The following is a 26,428-nucleotide window of genomic DNA, read 5'->3' as shown; positions in this document are numbered from 1 at the left end:
GTACTCTATGCCAAAAAAAACTTTCTTTCGTTTAGATGAAGCAAGACGCGAGGAAATATCTAATAGCGCTATGCATCTTTTTGTTAATAATCTTTATGAGGATATATCGATGAAGATGGTTTTGGATTGTTTGTCCATGCACCCTGGAACATTTTATCGGTATTTTGAAGACAAAGATGACCTTTATTGTCACTTAATGCGTAATGTGACCCAGAAAAGAGCTTCGTATTTTAATAACACGAATGAAGATTCCCTTTACCGGTTTTTCCTTACTGGCTTATTTGGTCATGTTAATGGCAAGATGATCGAGCCATTGAATGAGTTGGAAATCAAACTTACTGAAACAGTACTATACATTCCTGAGGACATTTTGCTTAAAATCTATCTGGATGTGCTAAAGGGGGAGTCATTCCCCATCATCAAGAACATTTTACGTCGAATGAGGGTTGATGGATCTCTCCGACCTGATATTGATGACGACCTGATTTCTTTTATGTTTGAGTCCATGCAGTTTAATCTTGTCATGTTTTTTCGAGAATTCGATATCAAGGACTCTAAGCTGCAACTGAAGATTAGCAAGTACTTTACTGACTTTATGGGTCATGGGCTGCTCGAAGATCATAAATATTCTGAAATGGTTAGCGATCTCAAGAAAGCTAAGGAGTAGATACGATTCCAACGAATATAGGGGGAATAAGAAAATGAAAACGTATGACGCATTTCCAGAACCCATTGGCGGCTATACGGTCGGTCGAACCCAGATGGATTTTGAGTACACGGCATCAGACCACTCAAAAAGAGAACTGACGGCGTTTGTGTACTATCCGTCCGACAGTAACGAAGGGAAGACGACATCAACGTACATGTTTCCTGAAGTATACGAGATGTTGCATGAGCAGCCACTTCTCACTGCGTTGAAGGATGCTTGCTCTATCGATATCCAGACCCAGTGTTACGACGACCTTGCTCTCTCCGGGAAGGAAAAGCGCTATCCGGTATTATTCTATGTTTGCGGCGGGGGAGGTTCTCCAGAATGGGGTACCGTGATCTGTACAGACTTGGCAAGCATGGGATATGTAGTGGTCAGCGTCGGCCACCAGAATAGCACCATGTATAAGTGTAAAGATGGACGCCTGTTTAATGTATCAAAGGATTTTTCGGATGTTATTATGGCGTTTTCTGAAGATCCGGAAATGGTGGAGTTGGCTGGTAAGATGGAGATGCGGCCTGACGAAGAAACTGCCATTGAGATGTGCCAAAACGTGCTTACACTGCCGATACTTGCCAAGTTAACAGAGCATAGCGAATTACAGGCAGAAGATATAAGGTATGTAGCCGATTATCTTTACAAACTGGACTCTGGAGAACTGAATTCCATCTTTAAGGGCAGATTATGGCTTAACATCGGCATGGGCATAGTCGGACATTCTTATGGAGGACCTACGGCGGCGATTGTTTGCCGGGACGACAAACGGTTCGCCTGCGGGATTGGCTTGGATAGCGGTGCGTTCGGACTTCAGGACAGCGACCTTAAGAAACCCTTCTTGCTACTGTTTAGTGAACCTAACTATAATATGAATGCGATAATTGGCGCTAACAATAGCATGGAAACCTATTATTTCTCTGTTGATGGTGCTGCACATTTAGATTACTGTGACATCGTGTTTACCAATGTTAATGAGGAACTCAGAGGCGAACGGGATGCTATGGAAATGCGAAGTCTTGTAACAGACTATACGAAGAACTTTTTTGATCACTACATACTACAGAAGGCAGCAAGTGTGGAAAGTCTAGCATACGTTGGCGTGGATTTAATCAAGAAGACCTGCAGCAAGTGACATACCCGAGAGGCTGCTAACAAACGCATATCAAAGAACTAGCCATACAGATATAGAGCCAATAACCAATTACACGGTTATCGGCTCTCTCCTATTTCGGGCATTGTTTTCTATTAGAAGTCTATCTCTATCAGGAAACTTCAGGGTTATTCAACTGTATGGGTCCAATGAGTCCATTTGGTTCCTGTTGGGCAAAAGAAGACAAGAAATTTCGTTGATTTTTTACCAACGTTTTGTAACTTCAATAATTCGTTTATCCCCCCCTTTCTTTAACTCCCCATGGATTTGGAATCGATAAGGCGGACAGATCCGCACGCCTATATGCTCACCATACCTGATGATAGTGAAATGGGCAGTCCCTGAGTAGATGAAAATCGTTTTCCAGTAAAATACAATTAGACGAGATAAAGCAAGGTCATGTATGGTGATTACACAACAATAAATACTGAGGAGTAATTTTACACTATGATTAATCGATTCGTTAGCCTATTTTCCATTCCTTCGTATGCTTTACTCTTTATGTGTATGGCATTACAGGGTATGGGCATTTCGCTCAGCACCCCCTTTTTATCAATTTATTTCACGGAAAAGCTTGGCGTATCTATTGGCATGTTTGGTCTTTATCTAGCCGTCACACTAATTGCAGGAATATGGGTCAGCACGCTAATCGGGAGACGTTCAGACCTCGGCCTAAATCGAAAGGGCGTTTATCTTTTCTCTACTCTCGCTAATGCCCTGGCCTTTAGTGGATACTTGTTCATTCATGATTTTCCGATTTTGTTCATTTACATGACTGTGTTTACTGCACTAGGTGCACCAGGGATGCCTCAGTTGTTCGCTATTTCCAGAGAAGCTGTGATAAAGAGTCATTTTACGGAGCGTGCGTTTGCTAATTCTACGTTGCGTTCTGCTTTCTCTCTCGGCTTTATTACAGGTCCCTTAATCGGCACTTTATTACTCGCTGCTATTGGATTTAAGGGGATTTTTTTGGGTACAATCGGAGCTTTCCTACTTGTTGCTCTGCTTGTTTTCCTGTTTCTCAAATCAAACACAGAAATGAAGAGCAATCAAGCTGAAGTGAAAATAAAAAGTTTCCGGCTGGCTCAAAACCGGGATATTTTGATTCCTTTTCTAATTCTGATACTCATGTATACCGCTCATTGGATGAGCAGTATTAACACGGCTCTCTTTATTACAAACAATCTTGGGGGAACGACAAGTGATGTCGGTTTAGTTAGTAGTATATGTGCTGCGCTGGAAATTCCTTTTATGATTGTACTCGGTCTACTTAGTGCAAAGTATAGTAACCGAATCTTGGTGTTTTGCGGGGCAATTTTCGGAGGAGCTTATTATTTCGTTATACTTATATCAAACGCGATGTGGCAAATGCTTGCAGCACAAATTTTGCTCGCTGTTTTTGTCGCCGTCATTTCTGCAATTGGAATTAGCTATATACAGGACCTGCTGCCCAGAATGCCAGGATATGCTTCCACGCTATATTCCAATTCATCCACAATCGGCAGACTGCTTGGCAGTCTTGTTGGTGGTGGAGTAGCCAGCATTGTCGGTTACCGATACTCATTTATCTTCTGCTTTATACTAATCATTATTGCTGTCATTATGCTTGCGGTAAGTGGACGACAGCCTGCAGATGAACCGCAAATCTCAACCTAACTATGCCAATTCAACGGGAAAATTCATATTTTTGAGCTTCTCCCCACGTATAGGATATTCCATCTTATCACTAAACTAACCTGCCCAAAAGTCGAACAAAAGCAGCCAATCATGGATTAGCTGCTCTTGTTCGACTTTTGAATTATCATTTCCTTTAAGCTTAGTTAAGAATTTCCGATTTGGTGCCATTTTGATTTAAAAATTTCATTAAATCGTTACTCAGCAGAACAATCTCATTAGTAGCATGGTTCGCATAATCCGGCAACATCATATCCCTAACCATATTCGTTCGTAGCCATGTCATAAAGAAAAGATCCAAAATTAAGTTTGGAAAGTTAAGCACCATTTTAAGCATTGGTGGATCAATTGAAACGCCAGCTTTTTGTATTGCCCTCAGATATGCTTTTAAAGTGATTGTTATTTTGCGTGCTGTCCTTCTGGTTCTGGATGTTTTTTTGTCCATTATCTTATTCTCGGATTGTAAAATGCTCAACATGGCAATGTCTGATACGGAATGTGTGATTAGATACGACTGCATATCCCTTTTAATAACGTAAGGAAGCTTTGCTGTTTTAAATATTTTTGCGAGGTTTTCTATGCGTTCTGTCACTACACCATTAATTTCTCCAAATGCTGTTGCCGCTATAATCTTTGGTAGAAATCGAGCATGCAATACTCCATCCTTAATCTGTCCGCCGAAGCCAGGAAAAGCTGGTAAAAGTCTATCCCCCACGATATCCAGCCACGAGGAAAATCCCATTGAATTACTAGTCATCGTAACTATATTTTTGCTTTGATTATCTTTTAGCGCTAACAACGCTGATTCGGACCGATCATAACGAACGGTAACGAAAATGAAATCGTATATATCATCATTTTCGAGCGTATCGATGACATTCACTTGTATCGATCTAACTGTACCTTTCCCCTCATATCGCAGGCCATTTTCTCTTAACGATTTATATCTATTAGAACGTGCAAACAGGGTAACGTCAAAACCTGCTTCAATAAGCTTAATTGCGTACATGCTCCCGATGACACCTGCACCAAAAATTAGAATTCGATCTTGTTTTGTTGACATTAAAAACACTCCTACTTATTAACAATTCTTTTGAATATCCGACAACATGTTGTATGATGTGATTATAAATTTTCATTATTCGTTGATCAACCTTCAGTTTTTTATGATTTGTCGGATGATATTCTTATTCGCTAGTAGGAGGCAAACATGAAAAAGCAACCCCAAATAACGGAGAAAACAAGACAAACATTTGTTGAAGTTTTTTTGTCAGTTATACAGCCAAAAACCAATTGAGAAAATTTCAGTTCAGGAAATTGCGAATAAGTCAGGATATAACCGCAGCACCTTTTATCAATACTTTACGGACATTTATGAATTGCTAGACTCTGTTGAAAATGAGTTGTTAAATGACATAAAAAAAGAATTGGCAAACAAAGAGCTATCGATGCATACGGTCCAAGATACGCTCTATTGTCTCGACAAAAGAGAACATCTCCTGGTTCTAAATGCTATTTTGGGCGATTATGGAAGTGCACGTTTTTTGAAACGTTTAAAAAAAGAAATCACTTTAGAACAATTGGAAATGAACGTTCCACAAAACCATGCCTTAACGCCATACTTAATTGAGTTTTACCTGACAACTTCCCTTTCTTTATTTCGTCTATGGCTCCAGCGTCAAAAGGATTTATCGTCAGAAGAATTTTTCAAGTTAGTGGAGAACCTATATTCAAGAGGGATTACACCCTATTTTAAAGAATGAGTCTTTCATTCAAACCTTATCCAAAAGGTTGTTTAACTATGGAAAGCGCGCACAACCTTGTTTAAACAACCCACTTTCTAAAGAAAAAGAATAACCCACTCTTACGAATCCGCAGTCTGTAAATACATACTTCTCCAAGTTTTTTTCAGGAAAATTGCCTCTATTTGTGGTACGGTTCTCCGCGTTGTCTGTAACGACAAGTTTAAGGACCATCCTTCGCCTAATGGTTTCTAACTTCACAAGCCGGTATATCCCAATCTATATTGTTAAGCTCTCTACTTTAATTACTTTTCCGTCCACCGTTTCTGGCCGCCCCATGCATTACAGCAAGATTTGAAAAGTGTATTTGTAGTCCTCATGATATCTTGAGATCATAACAGAACGGAGGGCGTGGCTAATAGGCTGAATCAGTCGGGAGTTTTTTGATAGGTGCATATATGTGGAAGGCAGATTGAAAATTGTGAATATCATCAAAAGTTTGAATAAGCTCGATATGTGAATCCTCCGTTTCCTGCCTAGAAATTTTTAGAAATCTGGCGTAATCAGTTTTAAGGACATCTCCTATTTCAAGGAGATCACCGAAATACTTGAATTTGGCACAGAAGAGCTGTGGCACGTCAATAGTAAAATAAAAAGGTTTGTTGATCTGAATGTCATATGGAATTCCAAATAGGACTTTAAAGCGGGTTGAATTAGGTTGGCAATTGGAATAGATGACATAACATGGACCGCTTACTGTTTTATCAATGTCCTGCAACAGTTTGTCAGAGTGCGAGCGAATCTTTGCCTTGTAATCATCATCAGCCAGATCAACTTCAAAAGCTATACCGGTTACCCGTATGGATTCGAAGTCTGTTAGGGTGAAGTCGGTGACAACATCACCATTGATGTTTTTAACGGGTCTTCTAACCACTGATGGCATGGGTATTTGAGGAATGTTCATGTTTTGTACTCTTAGAGCGCTCGGGGCTATTCCATATTGACGTTTAAAAGCACGAGTAAATGATGATTGGGCTCCAAAGTTCAGCAGGTAAGAAATATCTGTAAGTGATAGCTGATCGGATTCAATGAATTGTAGTGAAGCGTTCAATCTTCTGGATAGGATGTAATTGTTTAAGGAAGAACCTGTTATCGCAGAAAATAGTCTGTGAAAGTAATATTTCGACATGTTAACTGTATCAGCTACAGACTCTAATGATAAGGGCTGGTCTAAATTGTTCTCAATATGGAGTAGAGCACTCTCTATGACTGCATAATGATCCATAATAACCTCCAATCCATTTTTTCGGAGTAACTCTGCAATTTTATACCTAAACAGTAACTAACTTAAGGAGGTAGGGTAATGACGCAAGACAGAAGGAACGGAATTATAATCGGCATTTTTTATATTGTAGCTGCAGTCACTTCAGTCATCGCTGTTATCTCATATGAGCCGGTTTTATCTGAACAATGGTATTTGTCAGTGGCAAATGGTTTTAAAACACAGGTCTTGCTTGGGGTATTTAACGATCTCATGCTCATTCTAACTGCAGTTGGTACATCGGTCATGCTGTTCCCTTATCTTCGTCGGTGGAATGAACCGCTCGCTCTAGGATATCTATGCTTTCGATTTATGGAAGCAGTACTTATTGCCATAGGTGTGGTAAGTATTTTAGGTTTAGTACAACTTAGTATACATTATGAAGCAAACAACTTAACAAGTGTAGAAAATCTTAACGAGATCGGTTACATGCTGCAAGCATTTCACCGCTGGACATCGATGTTAGGTCCCAATTTTATGCTGGGTATTAATACGGCACTGTATAGCTATTTGCTTTTTAGAACAGGTTTAGTTCCAAGAACGTTAGCGCTGTTTGGTATAATTACTGCTGTACTTGTATTTATAGCAGGGCTATTAGAAATGTTCGGTATGATAGAACCTCTTTCTGCAATAAAAGGAATGATTGCTCTTCCAGTCGGCATATATGAATTGAGTTTGTCTGTATGGTTGATTGTAAAGGGATTTGACAAGCGAAACCTCGAGAAAATAGGAGCGAATCAGGAGTTTTCTTAATCTTACAACTCAGATAGATCAATAAATACGAAGAATATCCAAAGAATCTGCTTTATAAACAGTGGCCTTGTCAGAAACATAAAATTAGTGCTATAGCGAAAGAGTTCCACTATTCCTTTTTTGATGATGTTCCCATCATGTTTAGAACAATACATGGTATTTACTAATGTGCTCACATTATCCTCAGGTTCCCATAGTGAATAAGGTTCATATTAAACATTGGGAACAGTATCATGCTTGAAGCGTTCCCTAAAAAAAAAACCGACCTTGTTCCTGCAGAAAACAGGATCAAGGTCGGTTTCTTTAATTATAGCTGTAAGAAAATCTTATACAGAACCTGAGCAGCCTCTGCTCTGGTTGTCGTTCCGCCAGGACTCAAGGTGACATTGCTTCGCCCGTTTATGAAACCCACTTTAACCATTGCAGCCATGTCATCAACTGCATACTTTGCTACATTTGCCGCATCTGTAAATCTCTTGAGATCCTCAGCTGTGCGGGTCTGCTCGGATTTGCCCACTGCCCGCAAAGCCCTCATGGTCAGCACAGCCAAATCTTGTCTAGCAATTTCCGTTTCCGGATAGAAGCTGCCGTTCGCGCCAAGGGCGATCCCGAGTGCTTTCCCGATTCCGACTTCCTCATAATAGAGGTCTGTTTGCTTCATATCACTGAAGGTGGTGTTGAACTCTGCTTTGAGATCCAGTGTCCTTACCAACCAAGCCAGATACTCACCTCTTGTGACCTTTTGCCCGGGATTAAAGCTTGTTGCTGATGTCCCGTCGATGAATCCTTTGGACGCCATGGTTTCAACCGCTGGTGCGTACCACGAATCCTTGATGACATCATTGAAGAACTTCTTCGTATAAACAACTGCATATTGACCTGTGTTTGCCGCTGGAAAAACCATGGCTTGTAGAGCACTGACGTATTTGCCGTTCAGTAGCTGAACAAATGTACTATTTGCAGCCACGTACGAAACGGTAAGGTATTTGGAATTGGCCAATTCTTCAACATCAGGAGTATAAGGCAGTCTGATTTCGGCCGGTTCATTCAAGGCTACCACCTCTTCGCCATCTAATAGAACAGTGAATGCAATAACAGGTCTGCTGGTTGTTACGGATTTTACATCTGAATGAAGCTTTACAGTATCTAACCGGCTCAGTGACAGTTCCACATTTTTGGCACCTGATACATACTTCAGCAATTTAGAAGGTACTGCAACGGTTCCAAATTCCGTATTAATCTCGATCATGATGTTGGCATGCTCTCCAGTTAGTGCAGCTGCAGGAAACTCAGCCGCATAGGAATTGGCTTCCTCTGCATTCGGAATGTCCACCATGATTGTTTTAATATTACTGCTATTCGCCTTTACATGCTCCAGAGCCTTATTTAGATCTTCCTGCCGGATGGGTGCTCCTTTAGCTTTACCGGTTTTGGTATCCGTCTTTGGTGCCACAATCTTAATCCAATTCCCTTCGACTTTTATGTTTTCAGGAGCCGGTGAAGGTGTGGTCACTGACACAGGTGCATCCGTTGACGGCGGTGTTTCCGTAGGCTTCGGATTGATGACTGTATTGCTGATAACGACAGTAAGGGATTGGCTCGCATAATGAGTTGCCGTTTCTTTATATCTTACTTCGTAGATTCCGTTACCAAGACCTGTAACCTCTGTGCCTGTGATCGCATTCCAGCTGCCAGCGTCCACTCCCACTTGCCGGTATTCCATTATAGGACTTACACCAATGATCTTGCCATCCTTGGCCCCAGCTGCACTGACATTTACAGCCTTGACCTCTGCACTGATAGGAGGACTTTGCTCCTGCTTGGTTCCGTCAGGCACAGCGATCAGGATAGCAGGACTTGGATTGCTCAAATCTGTTCCGGCGTACCGGAGCTCGTAGCTGCCGGCCTCTAGGCCTTCAATGCTGGTTCCACTAACCGGCATGTAACTACCATGATCCGCCTCCCGGTACTCCATTTCGGCAGTCACATTTTCAATTCTGCCATCATTCCCGCCTGCTGCTGTAGGCGGTGTAATGACGAGTCCTTCCGCTGTTGGAGCCTCTTTGTCTGCCTTGGCTTCATTGCGAATGTCCACGGTTACCGGCGGACTTGCCTTTAGGCTGTCTGTGGCTGCATACCGGATCTGATAGCTGCCAGGCTCCAGATCGTTGATACTTGAACCTGTAACAGGCGTGTAGTCCTCTTCGCCCAGCTTCCGGTATTCCATCGTATCATTCAAGCCCTCAATTATGCCTTTTATGTCGGTATCCGAATTGGCGTGTGAGATTACCCACCCACTCGCATCGGGTGCAGCCTGCTCCTGGGCCTGCCCTTCCGGAATAACGACTTCCTTATCCAGGCTGGCGCTCAGCGAACCGGTCTTCATATACCGGATATAATATTTACCGGCGGTGAGACCTGTGACCTCAATTCCTGCAATTGCAATATATTCTTCTTCGCCTTCCTTCTTATACTCCATTTCTGTTGTCACACCGATCAGTTTGCCGTCATCTCCATCAGGAATGGACGGTGCCACACCAGCCGGTGTTACTGGAGCCTCACGATCAGGACTGGATATGGCCTGGTGGACTTCCCATTCCCATAGGCCTACACCGTTATCTCCTGCCCGCGATTGCTTGGTCAGGGTTACTCGCACTGCCTTTACATTCAGCACCGAGTCAAACGTGTACGGATTGGAGGATTCCGCTGGAGTATGTTCAACCACTTTGATTCCCTCCGTAACCGTTCCCGCTGTTACCCATTCATCAGTTGCGCTATCCGCCGGGATGTAGGAATATACAATTTGGGTAGGCGGCTTGATTCCGCCGCCATCTGACCACAGCACCAGATTCGAACTCCGGATAGATGCACCCTGCGGCCATTCATATTGTACCCACTCCTCTGCGCCCTCATGGCCCCAGGTTCCCCAGTGCGAGATGTTGTTGCTATCCTTCCTTCCGTCATTCACTGCCGCCAGACTCTCCCAAGGTGAGGTGTAGCTGGAAGAAGCATTCGCGAGGAAAGCCATATTGCCGTCATTCGGACTCAGCAGACGCAAATCCGTCAGCAACTTCTCGAGCGCCAGAGCAATTTCCTCGTCTGTGGCATTCATATTCTTGATCACAGCAGAAGCTTCCGCCTTCGCCGCTTCTATTGGCGCAAGACCAGGATCCGCAAGGTTCGAAGCATTTAATGTATTTACATAGTTATAGACCGTGACCAGTTCTGTCTTATCTACCGCTCCGGTATAGCCGTATACCTTCCATTCCAGAATACCACTGCCATTAACGGAAGGCTTCATGTCCATACGAACACCTGTAATATAGGCGGGCTCAAAGGTCGTTGTATTGTATTTATTAAGTTCATTGCCCAATCCCTTAATGTCCCGCGGGGTGTACCATTTCCCATCTTCGCCGCGAAGCATAAGCTGCATATCCTTCGGACGGAAGTTCCCGCCGTTGTCTTGAAATACATATACATCCATGGATGAGGCCAGGAATGGCTGATCCCATTCATACGTCACCCATGCAGGATCTCCTTCTCTACCCCAGTTATGCCATGCACTGTTGGGGGCACCTCGGTTCGGAGAGAAATCTGCCGAGCTTTTAGGTTCAATGCCGTTATTCATCGCTTCCGGATAACCGTCGCCACCAGAGAAGCTAGCGGAAGCCTTGGCTGTCAGCGCCGCATTTTGCAGCTCAGTATTCACGACATGTACGGTAGCCCATACTTCCAAAGCACTACCATTGACTTTTCCTCTGGCTTCAAATTGACCTACGCTAGCATAGAAGCTTGGATCAATAGCATCCCAAGTGATTTCCTGCTCTAGATACCCTTCCTCTGACAAAATATAGATTTGACTAGGAAGTTCCGGTTCAATATCCTTCTTGGTGACAATTCTGAGTGCCCGGTAAACGTCAACGGTATCTTCCTTGATCTCTATCGTTACATCTTTGCTGGATTTCTTATCTCCATCCGCCGCACTGAAGGTATACGTGTAGGCGCCTGCCTTGCTAACACGCGCATAGGCCACTGCTTTGTCATCATCCACAAATGAAATGTCCGCTGAACCTTCAGGCTTTTGCTTGACGGCCCAAGTGTACTTCAACTGGGGTTCTTCTGCCTCGCTATGCACAGGGTCAGGAATGGCTTCCCCGGACAATACCACGATACTGTTATTGGCAACATCCTGAACAGCAGTCACTTGGCCGATTGCTGGAGGCTGTTTATCCGGCGGTGGAGCCAGTTCGAAGATTATCTGGCTGGAGCCAGTCATTTGTCCATCACTTGCACTAAGCTTAACCGTATATGAGCCTGCTTTGGTACCCGTAGCCTGTGTAATGCTTGCTTTCGGATGAGTAAAGGTTAGCTTGCCGCCTTCCGGGGCGCTGACCACTTCCCATTGGTAAGACAGAGTCCCTTCCGGCGCGCCATCATCGGTTACAATCCCATTCAGCATCAATGGAATCAACGCCTGTGGATGTTGTGTCGCCAGCTCAACAGTAATTTGCGGAGCTTCATTTTGACCGCCGGCTGACTTTTCAATGATCAATTCAGCACGCTGTACGCTACCCATCTGAAACATGGCAACGCCTTCATTGTTCTGAACATAGAACTGTCCGGCAGCTGCACCATTCAGCTTCATGGTATAGTATCCATTCTCCATCCCCACTCCATCGAACAATATCCGTGAAGTATGCTCTTTCCCTGATGGATTCAGGAGCTGAAGTGCAAAACCCTTACCATCTTTTTGAATTTGCGCGCTTTCTACTTTATCGCTTTCTAGCTCCAAATAGATTTTCTCATCGATCAGATTGATCCGTTTGCCGAAACCATCTTTCGGCGTAATGTTGTAGCTGTCTCCTTCGTCACTCACCAGCGCTCCATAACCGAATAGCCCAAATATCGGATCTGTAACAATATCGGAGCTGATGCTGAGAAGGGAACCATAGAGGCCTTCTTCCGATTCGCCCGAAAAATCATTCCAGCCGTTACTCATGACGCGTGAGCCGCCATCGTATACGTCCTTCGTACCTGTGCCTCCTTTATACATCGAATATCTCCAAGAGGTGCTGCCAACTGAATTAGCCGAAATCTGTCCCATATTGACGGCGTTAAAGTTCGAAATCTTCGCAGCATAATTGCGCTGCTGTGCAATTGCCTTCTGCTCCATCGATCTGCCATCATTCTCATACCTAAGCCAGTCATCCATAATGTATCCTGCTAAAGACGCAGTATATTGGAAATTCCACCAGCCTTCACCGCCGCGGAAAACAGGCACGGAATAATGGAACCAAGTAGGCTGAATACCGCGCATGGCACGTGTTTTCCAATCGGCCATTTCCATACTTCTCTCAGCTGCACCTGTAAGTGCGTCTGTTGGATAGTACGTGCGCAGCGCCTTCGCTGCTGCATAAGCCCCTTCTTCGCCAGTATTATCATATTCAAATTCCGAGCCGTATGGATAAGAGGCTCTTGTCATATTCCGTCCCTTGTCGAGAGCGAATTTCTTCTGCAGATTGGCTGACTCGGTCTGCATTCCCTCTTCCTTCAGTGCTTCAATCATATCCGGGATTTGCTGCTCGCCATAGAACCCAATGGCTTCGGTGGAAACACGCTTATCGTAGATGTTATATGCTTTTTCCAGATAAAACTGAGGCGATTCCCGGTACTCGATCAGATTAGGATAAGCCTTCTGAATCCGGTACATGTTGAAAAATCCGGTAGCTTCCATGATTTCGGAGAAGGTACGTGTATAAGGTTTATCTTTGTCGGTGTACGCTCCAGAGTCTTTTAGCCAGTTCGCAACGATGTAGCTATCCTGAGTATTCTTCATGTATCGTTTCCACATGAAATCGATCAGGTATGTCTCGATAGAGCGAATTTCATCGGGACTTGGAGCCAGATAGTTCTTCATCGTCATGAAGTTGATGTTGTCATGGCTCCAGTCATCCCCCCAATGGCTTGTGTTGAGATCGATGCCACTTGTAAGATACCAGTCGAAATAGTTACCGTACGTCGGACTTTCCGGATTCTTATCCTGTGTTTCCTGGACCATGAATTCAGAATGGGCATCCGAGATTGCATCCAGCTCGGCCAGAACATTGAATTCAAATTGAGTAAATTTATCCACCCATTCGTTGCCGTCCTTCAGCTTATATTCGATACGCACACTGTTATTGCCGATCGAATCAAACTGAAGCGAATAGATATGATGCTGTTCAGCATTTACGATCTTGGTCTCCACAAACTCAACCGACTCGTTGTAGCCAGGGTTCCCGTCAGGCAGTCCACGTCCGGCCCGCGAGTTGTCAACCATTTCCTTTCTGCTCTTCCCAGGCTTGATATCCGGAATATGCGCTTCGTCAAACGGATCATTCTCTGCTACATTTTGAATATCGATGGATTGTACATCAACGATACTGTCGTCGTAGTGCAAGCCTAGCTTGACAGGCATATTGATCGCTGTCTGGAAGCCCGGCACCGCTACAGCATCAATTATGCCTGATTTATATAGGATGGACCGGAGATTGGCTTCACGGTCTTCCATCGAGGTCGAACTGTTATTTGGGCTTTCGGCACTTTCCTGCGGCGTGTTGTCTCCTCCACGGACTGCTGAGAATTTGAACTTATACGTCTTGGACTCATCCGGTCCTAATACGAGGCTGGAAGCATCGGTAAAGTATCCGCGTCCCGTTTTTTGGATATCTTTGGAATGGATATAGAGTACGTTCAGCCCCGGATACCAGCCGCCACTGTCCCCTGTCCAGTTCTTAAAGGTGTCTGCAGCACGCACCTCTCCTGCTTCATGCATCCAATAATCCACATACTCGATTCGAGCGCCGCTCTCCGGCACCGGAGTGAAGACCATAAAGTTCCCCTCACCACTGGTGCGGATGGCATAAGAATATCCACTGTCAGCACCTGCGAAATTATGCACCGTCACACGGTCATCATAGGTATCGGATAAGGTCTGGTATTTGTTGTTCCAAGGCATCGGTAAGCCGATATCCCCGAATTCGATATACTGATTACTTTTGTTCTTCACCGTAATTTCCCAAAGCATTGAACCGTCATCGGTCTCCATATCAAAAACGGATTTCACATCGAAGCCCTTCATTACCCGCGAATCTGTAGAATTTAGGTTCTGTCCAATAAAGTTGACTTCTACCTTCTTGCCGTCTGCTGATGAGGTCTTGTTAATATAGGGGTTATCCGGATTAATGGTCGAAACTTGCGTAGATCCCCCGGCAGCCAATGTTTTATTGGTATCAACTTCTACAAAGCCGTCCCTGTTGTCAGGGAATTGTCCATTGGCGCCTGTACGGTAAGAGAAAATCATTTCACCCATCCACTGGTGCTCGGTACCATTCTGCGGCGATGTCGTGTTAGGTAGGACGAAATTAATTGGCTTCCCTTGTTTATTCGTAGGATTGTTGTTGATAAAGAGCTCTTCAATCTGGCCTAAATCGCCGACTTTGGCCGACAGGCTGGCATTGGAGATATCGGTTCCTACTGCAGCCGCCGTGACCTCAGGCAATGCGCTAACCTGCAACGGTAGACTTGGGATAGCCAGGAGCAGCGCGATCATCAGCGGCTTCCACTTCTTCGAAATCATTGTCATTATAACCTCCTGTATATATGTGATCATATCCATTAGGGGTTTAATTCTCTTAAACCGGTAAGTATAGTTTCTTCTACGAGATACCTTTGACCGATCCATCGAAAATGACGTTTATTCTTTCGCCTAAAGTAGAATCTCTAAGTCGTTTGTTAAGATAATCGAATCTAATAACCGTTACTCCACATACGCGGAGCTTACATCAATTAGCATCCCTTCAGATGATGATTGAATGCCCCATTTCCTAGTTTGAAGCAGAGGCAATTAAAAAATGATAGAAGCCCAACCAGCACGAGAGTGAAGATTAGGTTCTAATCCTGAATCCGGTTAAGGTTAAAACTGAATTTCGTAAGCGCTTTATTTTCTATGTTACTTGCTATATCATAAAGAATAAATGCTCGATGCCAACGTGAATTTTAAATATTTCAACCTGTTCGGAGGTGCCGGATTGGACTCGCCCATCCTTCATTTCATCACCCCGCCCATTCCCTATTTTATTGATTGCGGACGTGCTTATTACGAAGCCGGCGAATATCATATTAGCCGTAGTGACATCGGTGTTTTTGATCTAATTGTCGTTACACGCGGTTCGCTCGCCCTTAGCGAGAACGGGACTGAGTGGCTTCTAAACCAAGGAGATGCATTGATCCTTAAGCCGGATGGACACCATTACGGCAGTGCAGCCTGTATGACGGAAACCGAAATGATCTGGATTCATTTTCAAACCTATGGCAGCTGGAGAGAATCTGCCAACATGGAAGAATGCCTCGCCAATCAAGCCGAGTTAATCGAGACACATAAGGTGAGCGCATATCTGAACCACTGTGACGTCTGTTCCATTTTCATTCCCAAACGTATGCATATTGCATCCAAAGACATGGAGCTGCTGGAGCATTTCTCTCAGCTTGATCAGGAGCCTCAGTCCATGCGCAATTGGAAACGACAGGCGACATTCCAGCAATTTATGCAGCATCTGGATCTTGGGCTGTCTTCACTGTCCGATGTTGCGGCAATCCGGATTGCCGAGAAAGTTGAACTTTACATCCGCCACAATTACCCGCTACCGATCTCCAATCCGATGCTGCAAAAGGAACTCAACTACCATCCAAACTATCTCGCACGCAGCATGCTGAAAGTGTATGGCATGACACCCATGGAATATCTGCTGCATTACAGAATAGAACAGGCCAAAAAGCTGCTGCTGCAAACCGCCTGGTCCGTTGCACGCATCGCCGAAGAGATTGGCTTCAACCATGTATCCTACTTCTCTTCCTGTTTCTCGAAAAAAGAGGGCATCTCTCCTTCCAACTTCCGCTCCAAGTTTACCAACTCAGATAAATAATCTGACTCAATCTGAACTGATGCCGTGAAAAAAAAGCGTCCGCTCACTAAAAATCGCGTTATCCTGCAGCTCGCATTCTGGGTCTATCGGGCGCTTTTCTTTTTGCCTACCTTTTTAAAGCAGCACTAGTAGACCTCTTCTTATTCGCTCTCCCGAATCCAAACGCTCATTTCTCCTTCATCCCGATTGGCCCAAGTGAAGTAAGGAATAAACCGAAGCTCGGCTGGCTGTGTATCCCAGTGGACGTCACTGCGATACAGATGTATTCCCCAGTTTTCTTGGGATACGATTCGCTGCCCAATGGTTGTAAGTGCTGGAACCTCCAGAGGCATCCCTTCCCCGCTGCCGATATAAAACTCGGCATCCCGGGGCAGTTGAATGCGATGCAATCCGCGGCCATTATCTACTTCCTCGAGACAGTACATAAACGGTCCCCGCTGGATGGCTGCTTTTCCGAAAGTGGCTTTGATGTGGTCATGCCCTTTCATCCGAAGTACCTCCATAGGGAAGTGAAGCCTTATCTCATCACCAGCTCTCCACGTGCGGGTCACCTTTATGTAACCGCATTCAAAAGTGAACTCATCCTGTTCGGTCTTTTCCCCATTAATCCACAGCTCGGGAATCTTGCACCAGTCCGGTTTTCTCAGAGCTATCGTAAACGGCATTCCTGTCGGGGAATCGGGCCGCACGATCAGCTTCACTTCTCCGGTGGAGGTATAGTCAGAGACCATGGTCAGGGCTGCTCTCCTACCCTGAAGTGTGAATTCCCCTTCCCCGCCAATGTACAATTGCACATACAACGTAGCCTGTTCCACAGCCGGGGTATATACATATTGATCCAATGAGGCCAGTAATCGTGCAATGTTCGGCGGACAGCAGGCACAACCAAACCATCCTTGCCGGCGTGTTCGCACGTGGGCATAATTAGGATTCACACGTTGAATCTCCGGATCGACTTCAAGCGGATTTACATAGAAGAAACGTTGACCATCCAAAGACATTCCACTAATCACCGTGTTGTACAAGGCCCGCTCCATAACGTCTGCGTACCGGCTATCCTGCTCCATCTGCAGCATGCGCTTCGCCCAAAAGATCAGGCCAATTGAGGCACAGGTCTCTGCGTAGGCGGTATCTCCCGGCAGATCATAATCGCCTGTAAATGCTTCTTCTTGGGCTGATGAACCAATGCTTCCCGTAATGTACATTCGCTTGCTTACGGTGCTGCTCCACAACCGCTCACAGGCTTCTTTCAGCGGTTTATCTCCGGTCTTCGCAGCTACATCTGCCATTGCCGCACACATGTACACCAGTCGAACCGCATGGCCTTCTGCAGTCGATTGCTTCCTAATAGGCAGATGGGACTGGGAGTAAGTGTGTCGGTGAACCATATCCAACTCGCCAAAATGTATGGTACGGCCCCTTTGTTCCCATTCCTGTATAAAAAAATGCGGACTCGCTCCCCGCTGATCCAGAAAATAACGGCTCAGTTCCAGATATTTATCTTCCTTTGTCGTCTCATACAATTTGAAGAGTGCAAGTTCAATCTCCTGATGCCCATCATAACCTGGCAATTGTCCCTGCTCTGTACCAAACACGGTGCCTATATGATCCGCCAGGCGAATAACCACATCCAGCAGCGTGCGCTTGGCCGTGGCGTGATAGTACGCCACACCAGCCTCAATCATATGTCCTGCACAATAGAGCTCATGACACTCGGCGAGGTTCGTCCAGCGCGCCCCAGGTTCACGCAGGGTGAAGTACGTGTTCAGATAACCATCTTCTTGCTGTGCCCGAGCTATGGTCTCAATAACGGAATCCACCAAGACTTCCAGTTCCGGGTCGGGCTTCGCGGAGAGCAGGTACGAAGCTGCTTCAATCCATTTCGCAACATCGCTATCCTGAAATACCATGCCATAATGATCGCCCTCTTCTTCCCCTGCAGCGATGCGAAAATTCCGAATGGCGCGACTTGGTTCAGTTCCTTCGATACGGTCATTAAGCGCTTCCCATTGATAAGGAACAACCACGTTGCGAACAAGTTCAATATAATGCGACCAGAATGGATCATTAATTTTATGGCTATAACCTGATGTCTGCGGACGGTGCGGGACGTCTGGCTTTGTCATAGGAACCTCTCCTTGTTCTTTAATAAGCTTATTTTACAAATCATTACATCAGGGTGAAATCATCATTTCCAACTGAAATTTACATAATTACAACCTTGTAAGACCGCAGTAGCAATGCGGACGGCGAAAGTAGCTAGCAACTTTTACCATTAACATAAACTCTAGTGCTTCAAAAGTTTTTATCCTGCTCGTGTCTTTTTTGGTGAGGAGTTGGTTCGAACTCAGAAGAAAATAAACAACCGTCCCCCAGTAGGCTAACGGGAAACGGTCGCAGATTAGTTGTTTCTTATGTAAGAATAAAGGCCTGGGTGGTACGCACCCCTGACCTTTCACCCCGGTTCCAATTTACCATCCAATAGCCGCACCATCACAGCGGGGGTCTGTGCCCCCGAGCAGGAACCCATTGTCATCGATCATAATGGCATGCGCATGTCCCATGACTCTAGCAAAATCTTCAACTGTGTGTACCTCGTGTCCGGCTAACCTTAAACGCTGCTGTACTTCTGCCTCGATTCGGCCCTCCACTCTCAATTCTTGTGTTGCCTCTCCCCATGTTCTTCCCCACACCCAGCGGGGTGCACGCACAGCGGTCTGGGGAGTCATACCATAGTCCACCATGCGAGTCAGCAGCGCGGTCTGAGTCTGGGGCTGACCTTCTCCTCCCTGGGTACCGTACAAAATATATGGCTTCCCATCGCGGCAAGCCATCGCCGGCATCAGCGTATGAAAGGTTCTTTTGTCAGGTTCCAGCCTGTTCACATGCGACGGATCAAGGGAGAAGAATGAGCCTCGGTTCTGCAGCAATATACCGGTGTCTCCCCCAACCACAGCAGAGCCGAACTCAAAATAGAGACTTTGGATAAATGAAACGGCATTGCCCTCACTGTCTACTACAGCCGCATATGCCGTATCATGACCTACCGGCTGGGTATCCATCGGCAGGGCTCGCTCCATATCGATGCAGGCCGCCAGCTTCGCGGCATAGGATTTGGATAGCAGCTGGTCCAGAGGAATGGAGGAAAATTGTGGGTCTGTCAAATAACGATCACGGTCACGGAAGCTCAGCTTCAGCGCTTCCACAAGCAGGTGATAGTACTCATAAGAACCATGCTCTATACTCTCCAAATCAAACTGTTCTAGAATTTGAAGCGCCATTATACCAGTAAAGCCCTGTGAGTTCGGAGGGACCTGATAAAGATCAAGCCCTCGGTAACTCCCTTTGACCGGTTCCACCCATTCACCTCTGTGTCTCGCAAAGTCCTCCAGTGTCAGCAGACCTCCCTGCTCCTTGAGTGAGCGAACAATCTCCTGACCAACACTGCCTGAATAAAATACGTCTCGGCCCTGGTCCGCAACCTGCAGCAGGCTGCTTCCCAAAGCAGACTGCACAAAGCGGCTGCCTTGCTCCGGGACCTCGCCTCCGGGCAGATAGATGGCGGCTGTCTGCGGATAAGCTGCCAGCACATCTGAACGCCCGTCCGTATTGACATGCTGGTCCGGCGACAGCGGGAAGCCTTCCAGCGCATAACGGATCGCGGGCTCAAGCACCTCTGCCAGCGTCTTCGAGCCATATTCCTGTAATATGGCATCCCAGCCGTCCACCATACCCGGCACGGTAATGACGCTGCGGGGTCCCCGCTGCGGGATGGCTGATTCGCCCGCAAAGCAGGCTGCGGTAATCCCGCTGCCCGAACGTCCACTCGCGTTATATGCCCTGACTTTTCTCTCTTCGGTGCTATAGGTTAACCAGAAGGAATCTCCTCCCATTCCCGTCATATGTGGATATACGACGGCAAGACAGGCGCTCACCGCTACGGCGGCATCAAAGGCATTGCCTCCTTGCTGCAAAATACGCGATCCTGCCGCGCTGGCCAAATAATGAGGACTGACTACCATCGTTTGTGTGCCTGTGACTTGTGGAACCATCTTGCCACCTTCTTTCTCTTCTATGTTCAACTGACGGTAATTCCTGTTTGTTGCTAATCATGTTACCAATTCAGACGCGAATGTCTGAGCTGTATGCAAAGCAGACTGCCATGTGCCGGAGGCATACACCCAGCGACTCATTTTAGTGCCTGATAGCAGCTGCGTGACATCCGAAGCATCCGTGACAACAAAGTTGCAGGCATGCCCTTCTTCTATTCCATACTCGTCGCAGCCCGTAATTTCAGCAGGTATATCCGTGATCATCCGCAGCAGCTGTACTAAATCTCGTTCACTGCCCATATGGGCCGCATATGATGTGATTTGGGCGATCTGTATCAGATCCCCGCGGCCGAACGGATGGAACGGGTCTTGAATATTGTCGGAGGCCGCAGCAAGTGGAATGCCTTCTGCAAGCAGCTCGCGAATGCGTGTTGTGCCCCGTCTTACCAGGCCGCGATCTTCCCGTCCCTGAAGATAGAGGTTCACCGCAGGCAGCGTTACCGCGTTCAGACCGGCTTCGTTCATCTTCGCCATCACATGCTGTGCATCTTTTTCCGTCATTGCAGACAACGAGCACAGATGATCTGCCGTCACTCTGCCCTGATAACCGTGGCGAATCGTATGCTCTGCTATGCTCAGCACGGTTTTTTTTTCGGGATTATCACTTTCATCTGCATGCAGATCAATGGGCACGCCGAAACGTTCCGCTAACCGAAAAATCCTGCCAATCTCACTTTCAGGCTCGTCTGCCAGATGAGGGGCTCCACCCAGTACATCAATTCCCATCCGCAGTGCTTCCTCGATTGCCTCATCCGCAGCTTCTTGATTGCCGCGGAACGGAACCATGAGCACATATTGGATAGCCATACTGTCCTTCAACTTCTCCCGTACTTCCAAGGCTGCCTCAATCGTCCGAAAGGCCACCTCTCTCCCCAAATGAACAGGGAAGTCAAGGTGGCTCCTTATGGTCGTGGTTCCGTAGCTCATTGCCATTCTGGCGGCAGTCAGCATGCGTTCCGCTAGCTGCTCCTTGCTGAATGTCTGTACAGCCTGGCTGTAATTAAGAATGGCTTCATGAAGTGTGCCGGATCGGTTCGACACCTGCTCAAGCGAAAAAGCTTTATCCAGATGCATATGACAGTCAACCAGGCCAGGAAGCATCATGCCGCCCTGCAGATCGATGCAATCCGCGTCTGAGAGCCGTTTTAGATCCGAACCGGCCTGGTGCGGGACCATCAGACGGGAAGCACCGCTTTCCCGTGCATCAAGGAAACGATCTTGAAGGCGGATACTAACCCATTTTCCAACCTCCGCCTTTAGTTCATAAAGGCAGAGGTCTTCCCGGTGCGGAAGGCATACATTAATGAAACGCAGCCCCGCACTCATTGTGCGGTAGCCAGCGCCTGCAGCACGGCCAGATCTTCCTCGTCAAGCTCGGCGGCCGGACCCGCTTTGATCATATCCGAGAACATTTCGTCCGGTACCATGGTCGTCAGACAATACAGACGCGTGCTGCCGGTGTTAATAATATCGTGATGGTTGCCCGGTGGAATAATAATGAATGAGCCTTGGCGGATCGGAGTCTCATACTCGTTGCCAACTTTGGCAAGCCCCTCCCCCTTTAACACATAAAAATATTCATAAGCCTCCCGGTGTTCATTGGATGGAGTTCTGCCTCCAACCTCGAAGATCTCCACAAATGAAGTGAAAGGAACCTGCTCCCTGTCACACAGCAGGATGAACTTATTCGTATCCTGTGCGGAAATTTTGTGGACGGGACAATTCTCAAAGTTACCAGCAACCAGACCTGGAATGTTCACCATATACATTCAACCTCACTTTGATTGATTTTAATTAATGCTTGCTTTTCATCTTTTTAACGGCAGCCTCAAACAGGATATATCCTGTTCTGTACTGCGAACAGCCGTTGTGGCAATCTTCAACCCACCCGTTCCCGTGGTGTTCATCTCGTCCGTAACACCGTTTGGATGCCGGGCGAATAACGGGAAGGCGCTGCCTGTCAACTCAAGCCGGACATACGAGCCAGCCGGCAGGGTGGCCGCCAAGGGACGCAGACGGATCCGCGCTGTTCTCCATTCATTGGAGGCATCTGCTCCTTCACTGCAGATTTCCGTGCGACCCACACTCAGTAGCCGGGCCGTCCCTTTCTCGGATACGGTCGTGAGGATGGCCACCAGATCCGTCGGACCTCCCAATGTTTGATACTGAACGGATAACTCCGGGGACCCAAAAATCGGGATATCCTCTGCAAGCGGTCCTCCCGTATATATCAGAATCTCTTGCCGTTCCTGAATGGCAGCTCGGTCGGACGGCAAGTAAGAGTCAAGACGCATTGGCAGACGCGAGTCGTATACGAATACATCCGGCACAGCTTCCTCCACATCTTCCTTATGCTTTTCCAGTCTCCCTCCTCCTGCCGCACCGTTCGCCGGGGTCTGTGACCCGGACAGATAAAACCATTCGGACTTAGAGGACCCATCCTCAAATAGAGAAGGCAGCTGTTCCGCCGTATGCCATTCATGACTCAATTGGTCAAAATAACGGATCGGCAGATCATTAGACAATTCCATGTCTTCCTTGCCCTTCAGCCAATAATCAAACCAGCGCAGCTGCTCCAGATGATGACCACCATCTGCCTGCTCGCCATGATCGATTCCGCCTGCTCTGCGCCCCCATGGAATGTGGGCCCACGGACCGACAATGAGCCGATGAAAACAATCCGATGTGGCCGTAGCTTGCAGAGCCTCGAACGACTGCAACGTGCCCATGAGGAAACCGTCATACCAGCCCCCAATATGCAACGCCGGCACCGGCTCCCGGGCGATCTCGTCGATCCAGTTCATCTGTTCCCAGTACTCATCGTACGTTTGATGATCGATCCAATCATAAAATGCGGGAAAGTATTGCTCCAGAATAGGATGCCTTTCATTCAATGGCATTTTCCAAAGCATCTCCTCGGGGCTGCGCATCAATCGGGAGCATTGCTCTGCCGTTTCGAAGTCACCCGCTCTTTGTGCCGTGTCACGAGCCAGCTGGTAAGCCCACGGCAAATGATTGCCAAGTGCAAAAGAGCCATGCGGGTAAAATAAGCCATGATACATGTCTGCCGGACACATGCTCGGTGCAATCGCCTTGAGCGCAGGGGGGTGAAGGGAAGCCGCTGCCCATTGTGTTAAGCCTTGATAAGAAAAACCGTACATGCCTACTTTCCCGGTCGAGCCGCATAGACCGGCTGCCCATTCGATGGTATCAAATCCGTCCTCTGATTCCTGAACAAACGGATTAAATTCGCCTTCCGACTCTCCCCGCCCTCTGACATCCTGGACTACCACAATATATCCCTTACTTGCATACCAGACGGGGTGGGCATGCGTAACGGTAGAAGCAATCGACCGTCCGTAGGGCTGGCGCATCAGCAGCACAGGATATTCTCCCGTCTCGTCCGGCAGGTATATATCTGAATACAACGTTATGCCGTCACGCATCGTGCAAGGGACCTTCCGGCGGATGACTACATTTCCAAATTTCATGCAACTCGCTCCTTTGCTGTAGATACGGATTGACTATTAAAATCCGCTTGGCACGTTAACTGCTGCAGGTTGCGCCATTCTTCCGTCACCCGTTGATCAGATACCGCTAACTGCCGAACGCTTTAATTTCTCCTGATTCAAAATTCCCTTCGGGTCGTTGCGGTGTTTGATTTCCCACAAACGATCATGGGCGTATGAACGCCCGCCTTCCTTCAAATCCCATGTATGCGGATTATTGACTCTAACCCGGTTTTTCTCGTAACATTCCATCAGCTGATTCAGGTTTTCCTCCGTTGTGAAAGGGACCAGCGGCAGGCCGGAGATTAGCAAATTTCCGTTTTGCCGGGCAAACTCGATATGATTCATCACTTCCGGATATTCCTTTTTCATTGATGAGATTTGCTCAAGGGCACTGGATGGTTCAAAATTTAGCTGCAGGTAGGTCAAGCCAGGGTCTGCCTTGCGCGCCCACAATGTTGTATGATTCCATGTGAAATCGGACACCCCTACACCTTTGTGATACTGTTCGGCAGAGACCTTCATAGCCAAGTGACCCCCATATTCCGATAGGATACGTTCAAGCTGGAGTTCGTTGGCTGTATCCACTTCCAGTAATGCGACAGCATGATCAGCGGGGAGATCAAGCGGGAGAAAATAGGATGGTACCGGCCATTCATGGATGGAGATTAGCCGTTTCACCAAGGAAGTGTCCTCAGCTACCGACTGCCCGAAGCGAAAAGCCTGTTCAAAACGGTCAAAGGTTACTGCCCATTGCATCCATTCAACTCGGGGAGCCAGATTGATTTCCACTTCGGACAAAATGCCGATTGTACCGTAAGTATGCAGGTAAGGCAGCACCTCGTCTCCCTGGAGCTCAATGGTACGGGGATGAACCTCAACGGTCTTGATCTTTAGAGAACGTACCAGCCCATCCCAGATCGTACCCCAGCTGATCGAACCGATGCCGCCAAAACCGCCGCATAAAAAACCGCCGATCGTCGCGGATTGAAAGGTGGAAGGCATCGTACGCAGCTCATAACCCGCCTTGCGGGCATTGGATTCCATTTTGCCGAGTCTGGCCCCGGCCTGGATCCGCATCGTGCCTTCTCCCATTTCGAGCACCTTGTTGTATTTGGCCAGATTCAGAACGATTCCGCCTGTGACCGGAACGCATTGGCCATAGTTGCCGGTGCCGTTCCCCCTGATCGTCAGCGGAACTCCCAGCTCTGCTGCAATGGAGAGCAGATCGTCAAGCTCCTCCTCGGTGCGCGGACTGGCAATACACTCGGCGACCTTACCCTGCAGCTGACTGGCCAGCACAGGAGAGAAGTGATGATAATCCATCGAATATTTGGCAAGTGCTGCCTCCTCCCACTGCAGCAATTCCGGGTCCATGCGTTCTTTCAATACGGCTATCCAATGTTCATTCATTCGGTTCCCCTCCCGTATGTTGTATAACTGATCTCCCAAAGGAATCTCTTAGGAATTCGGCAAGAACTCATCCGTAAATACTTTGCTGACATCGGGCTCCTCTTTCAATGCCCCAATCTCCTTTAACTGCTTTCCGAGCTCCGTCCAGCGTTCCTCTGTCATGTAACCAACACCGTGTTTCACCGCATCACCTTCGTATACGAACGGGATAAGTGTTTCAGCGGCATAGTTCAGCTTTTCTTTCGTAAAATCAGGGTTTTCCTTTAAAATGACGTCATTCACGGTATCATAATTGGTCTTGTAATAGTCCCAGCCCTTCATCGAAGCCTCGACATAACCACGCACAATATCAGGATGATCCTGTATGTACTGCTCCGTGGTGAACAGCACATTGGAATACGGGTTATAACCGGCATCTGCCAGTAGCAGGAAATTAATGTCCACATTCTGCTGCTTCATCTCGTACGGCTCACTGGTTACATATCCCTGAATGGCAACCGTTTCATCGGCCACAAAAGGAGCAAGAGAACCGGTATAAGCCAATTCCTTCACGTTACCCAATTGGTATTTACTCTTCACAAAATCCCAGAACACCGAGCCTGTCCCCACGTATACGGAGCGGTTGTTCAAATCGGCCAGGGAGGACATGTTCTGATTGGCATGAACCATAAGTCCCTGCGGGCTTTTCTGGAATATCGTCGCAATCGCTACAAGAGGGATTCCTTCTTCACGAGCGACCAGCAATTGATCCGCTGTTGCCAGTCCGAACTGCGCCTTGCCGGAAGCCACGATCTGTGTTGGAGACACCTGCGGTCCACCTGCCTGGATGGTCATATCGAGACCAGCCTCATTGTAATATCCTTGTTCCTTTGCCGCATACAGACCCCCGTGCTCTGCTTGTGCAAACCAGTTCGTCACCTGTGTAATTGCCGTGAGTTCCTCGCTTCCCCCTGTAGCAGAGGCATTCTCAGCAGTTGGCTGATTCCCGCAAGCCGCCAGCAATGTGGATAAGGAAAATATTGCTGCGAGTAAAACGACAGTTCCCTTTTGTCTGTACTTGTTCATCTCATTACCACTCCCCAAGG

General features: G+C 47.0%; 16 protein-coding genes. 6 read left to right on the top strand and 10 right to left on the bottom strand.

Annotated elements, in window-relative coordinates; genetic code table 11:
* Nucleotides 1-7: 7 nt before the first annotated feature.
* The 3 genes from AC3WQ3_RS21155 to AC3WQ3_RS21145 all read left to right on the top strand — a co-directional run bounded on the left by AC3WQ3_RS21155 (nt 8) and on the right by AC3WQ3_RS21145 (nt 3,512).
* Nucleotides 8-667 (top strand): TetR/AcrR family transcriptional regulator, encoded by a 660-nt coding sequence (locus AC3WQ3_RS21155; RefSeq protein WP_492473429.1) that lies wholly within the window; start codon nt 8-10, stop codon nt 665-667.
* Nucleotides 668-701: 34 nt separating this feature from the next.
* Entirely contained in the window at nt 702-1,838 is a 1,137-nt protein-coding gene (locus AC3WQ3_RS21150; protein ID WP_492473428.1) for an alpha/beta hydrolase, read from the top strand.
* A gap of 465 nt (nt 1,839-2,303) precedes the next feature.
* Nucleotides 2,304-3,512, top strand: a complete 1,209-nt coding sequence (locus AC3WQ3_RS21145; RefSeq protein WP_492473427.1) for a sugar efflux transporter — start codon at nt 2,304-2,306, stop codon at nt 3,510-3,512.
* Between the two features lie 160 nt (nt 3,513-3,672).
* Here the strand turns inward: AC3WQ3_RS21145 and AC3WQ3_RS21140 are convergent, their stop codons facing one another.
* A complete protein-coding gene (locus AC3WQ3_RS21140; RefSeq protein WP_492473425.1) occupies nt 3,673-4,593 on the bottom strand; it encodes a ketopantoate reductase family protein in 921 nt (306 codons plus the stop codon).
* Between the two features lie 190 nt (nt 4,594-4,783).
* Between AC3WQ3_RS21140 and AC3WQ3_RS21135 the strand changes: the two genes are divergently transcribed.
* Nucleotides 4,784-5,293 carry a TetR/AcrR family transcriptional regulator gene (locus AC3WQ3_RS21135; protein WP_492473424.1) on the top strand — a complete coding sequence of 170 codons (510 nt, stop codon included), beginning with the start codon at nt 4,784-4,786 and terminating at the stop codon, nt 5,291-5,293.
* 394 nt (nt 5,294-5,687) lie between these two features.
* Here AC3WQ3_RS21135 and AC3WQ3_RS21130 read toward each other — a convergent pair whose 3' ends face one another.
* The gene (locus AC3WQ3_RS21130) at nt 5,688-6,557 is read right to left on the bottom strand and encodes a helix-turn-helix transcriptional regulator (protein WP_492473423.1); all 870 of its coding nucleotides are present in this window, start codon (nt 6,555-6,557) and stop codon (nt 5,688-5,690) included.
* 78 nt (nt 6,558-6,635) lie between these two features.
* Here AC3WQ3_RS21130 and AC3WQ3_RS21125 point away from each other — a divergent pair, with 78 nt between their 5' ends.
* On the top strand, nt 6,636-7,346 hold the full coding sequence (locus AC3WQ3_RS21125; RefSeq protein WP_492473422.1) for a DUF4386 domain-containing protein: 711 nt from the start codon (nt 6,636-6,638) through the stop codon (nt 7,344-7,346).
* Between the two features lie 307 nt (nt 7,347-7,653).
* On the opposite strand, the gene AC3WQ3_RS21120 is transcribed toward AC3WQ3_RS21125, so the two are convergent.
* Nucleotides 7,654-14,970, bottom strand: coding sequence for a DUF5695 domain-containing protein (locus tag AC3WQ3_RS21120; RefSeq protein ID WP_492473421.1), 7,317 nt, complete (start codon nt 14,968-14,970; stop codon nt 7,654-7,656).
* 406 nt (nt 14,971-15,376) lie between these two features.
* On the opposite strand from AC3WQ3_RS21120, the gene AC3WQ3_RS21115 reads away from it, so the two are divergent.
* Nucleotides 15,377-16,309, top strand: a complete 933-nt coding sequence (locus AC3WQ3_RS21115; RefSeq protein WP_492473420.1) for a helix-turn-helix transcriptional regulator — start codon at nt 15,377-15,379, stop codon at nt 16,307-16,309.
* A gap of 140 nt (nt 16,310-16,449) precedes the next feature.
* Here AC3WQ3_RS21115 and AC3WQ3_RS21110 read toward each other — a convergent pair whose 3' ends face one another.
* From AC3WQ3_RS21110 to AC3WQ3_RS21080, 7 genes are all read right to left on the bottom strand, one after another.
* Nucleotides 16,450-18,435 (bottom strand): glycoside hydrolase family 127 protein, encoded by a 1,986-nt coding sequence (locus tag AC3WQ3_RS21110; protein WP_492473419.1) that lies wholly within the window; start codon nt 18,433-18,435, stop codon nt 16,450-16,452.
* 345 nt (nt 18,436-18,780) lie between these two features.
* The gene (gene ggt, locus AC3WQ3_RS21105; RefSeq protein WP_492473439.1) at nt 18,781-20,361 is read right to left on the bottom strand and encodes a gamma-glutamyltransferase; all 1,581 of its coding nucleotides are present in this window, start codon (nt 20,359-20,361) and stop codon (nt 18,781-18,783) included.
* 57 nt (nt 20,362-20,418) lie between these two features.
* On the bottom strand, nt 20,419-21,747 hold the full coding sequence (locus AC3WQ3_RS21100) for an amidohydrolase family protein (protein WP_492473418.1): 1,329 nt from the start codon (nt 21,745-21,747) through the stop codon (nt 20,419-20,421).
* Nucleotides 21,744-22,190: a cupin domain-containing protein gene (locus tag AC3WQ3_RS21095; RefSeq protein WP_492473417.1), complete on the bottom strand. Its 447-nt coding sequence runs from the start codon at nt 22,188-22,190 to the stop codon at nt 21,744-21,746. The genes AC3WQ3_RS21100 and AC3WQ3_RS21095 overlap by 4 nt, the downstream gene beginning before the upstream one ends.
* Nucleotides 22,191-22,229: 39 nt before the next feature.
* Entirely contained in the window at nt 22,230-23,912 is a 1,683-nt protein-coding gene (locus AC3WQ3_RS21090) for a CocE/NonD family hydrolase (protein ID WP_492473416.1), read from the bottom strand.
* A gap of 96 nt (nt 23,913-24,008) precedes the next feature.
* Nucleotides 24,009-25,343, bottom strand: a complete 1,335-nt coding sequence (locus AC3WQ3_RS21085) for an FAD-binding oxidoreductase (protein ID WP_492473415.1) — start codon at nt 25,341-25,343, stop codon at nt 24,009-24,011.
* Nucleotides 25,344-25,391: 48 nt separating this feature from the next.
* On the bottom strand, nt 25,392-26,408 hold the full coding sequence (locus tag AC3WQ3_RS21080; RefSeq protein ID WP_492473414.1) for an ABC transporter substrate-binding protein: 1,017 nt from the start codon (nt 26,406-26,408) through the stop codon (nt 25,392-25,394).
* Nucleotides 26,409-26,428 lie beyond the last annotated feature (20 nt).

Source organism: Paenibacillus sp. FW104-T2 (assembly GCF_058789975.1).
The sequence above is the reverse complement of the archived record's forward strand: the minus strand, read 5'-3'. Positions and strand labels throughout refer to the sequence as shown.

Coding starts and splice junctions, on each gene's coding strand:
- AC3WQ3_RS21095 (WP_492473417.1), bottom strand. CDS start 22,190: ATGTATATGGTGAACATTCCAGGTCTGGTTGCTGGTAACTTTGAGAAT.
- AC3WQ3_RS21130 (WP_492473423.1), bottom strand. CDS start 6,557: ATGGATCATTATGCAGTCATAGAGAGTGCTCTACTCCATATTGAGAAC.
- ggt (WP_492473439.1), bottom strand. CDS start 20,361: ATGGTTCCACAAGTCACAGGCACACAAACGATGGTAGTCAGTCCTCAT.
- AC3WQ3_RS21110 (WP_492473419.1), bottom strand. CDS start 18,435: ATGACAAAGCCAGACGTCCCGCACCGTCCGCAGACATCAGGTTATAGC.
- AC3WQ3_RS21150 (WP_492473428.1), top strand. CDS start 702: ATGAAAACGTATGACGCATTTCCAGAACCCATTGGCGGCTATACGGTC.
- AC3WQ3_RS21085 (WP_492473415.1), bottom strand. CDS start 25,343: ATGAATGAACATTGGATAGCCGTATTGAAAGAACGCATGGACCCGGAA.
- AC3WQ3_RS21155 (WP_492473429.1), top strand. CDS start 8: ATGCCAAAAAAAACTTTCTTTCGTTTAGATGAAGCAAGACGCGAGGAA.
- AC3WQ3_RS21100 (WP_492473418.1), bottom strand. CDS start 21,747: ATGAGTGCGGGGCTGCGTTTCATTAATGTATGCCTTCCGCACCGGGAA.
- AC3WQ3_RS21080 (WP_492473414.1), bottom strand. CDS start 26,408: ATGAACAAGTACAGACAAAAGGGAACTGTCGTTTTACTCGCAGCAATA.
- AC3WQ3_RS21125 (WP_492473422.1), top strand. CDS start 6,636: ATGACGCAAGACAGAAGGAACGGAATTATAATCGGCATTTTTTATATT.
- AC3WQ3_RS21090 (WP_492473416.1), bottom strand. CDS start 23,912: ATGAAATTTGGAAATGTAGTCATCCGCCGGAAGGTCCCTTGCACGATG.
- AC3WQ3_RS21140 (WP_492473425.1), bottom strand. CDS start 4,593: ATGTCAACAAAACAAGATCGAATTCTAATTTTTGGTGCAGGTGTCATC.
- AC3WQ3_RS21120 (WP_492473421.1), bottom strand. CDS start 14,970: ATGACAATGATTTCGAAGAAGTGGAAGCCGCTGATGATCGCGCTGCTC.
- AC3WQ3_RS21145 (WP_492473427.1), top strand. CDS start 2,304: ATGATTAATCGATTCGTTAGCCTATTTTCCATTCCTTCGTATGCTTTA.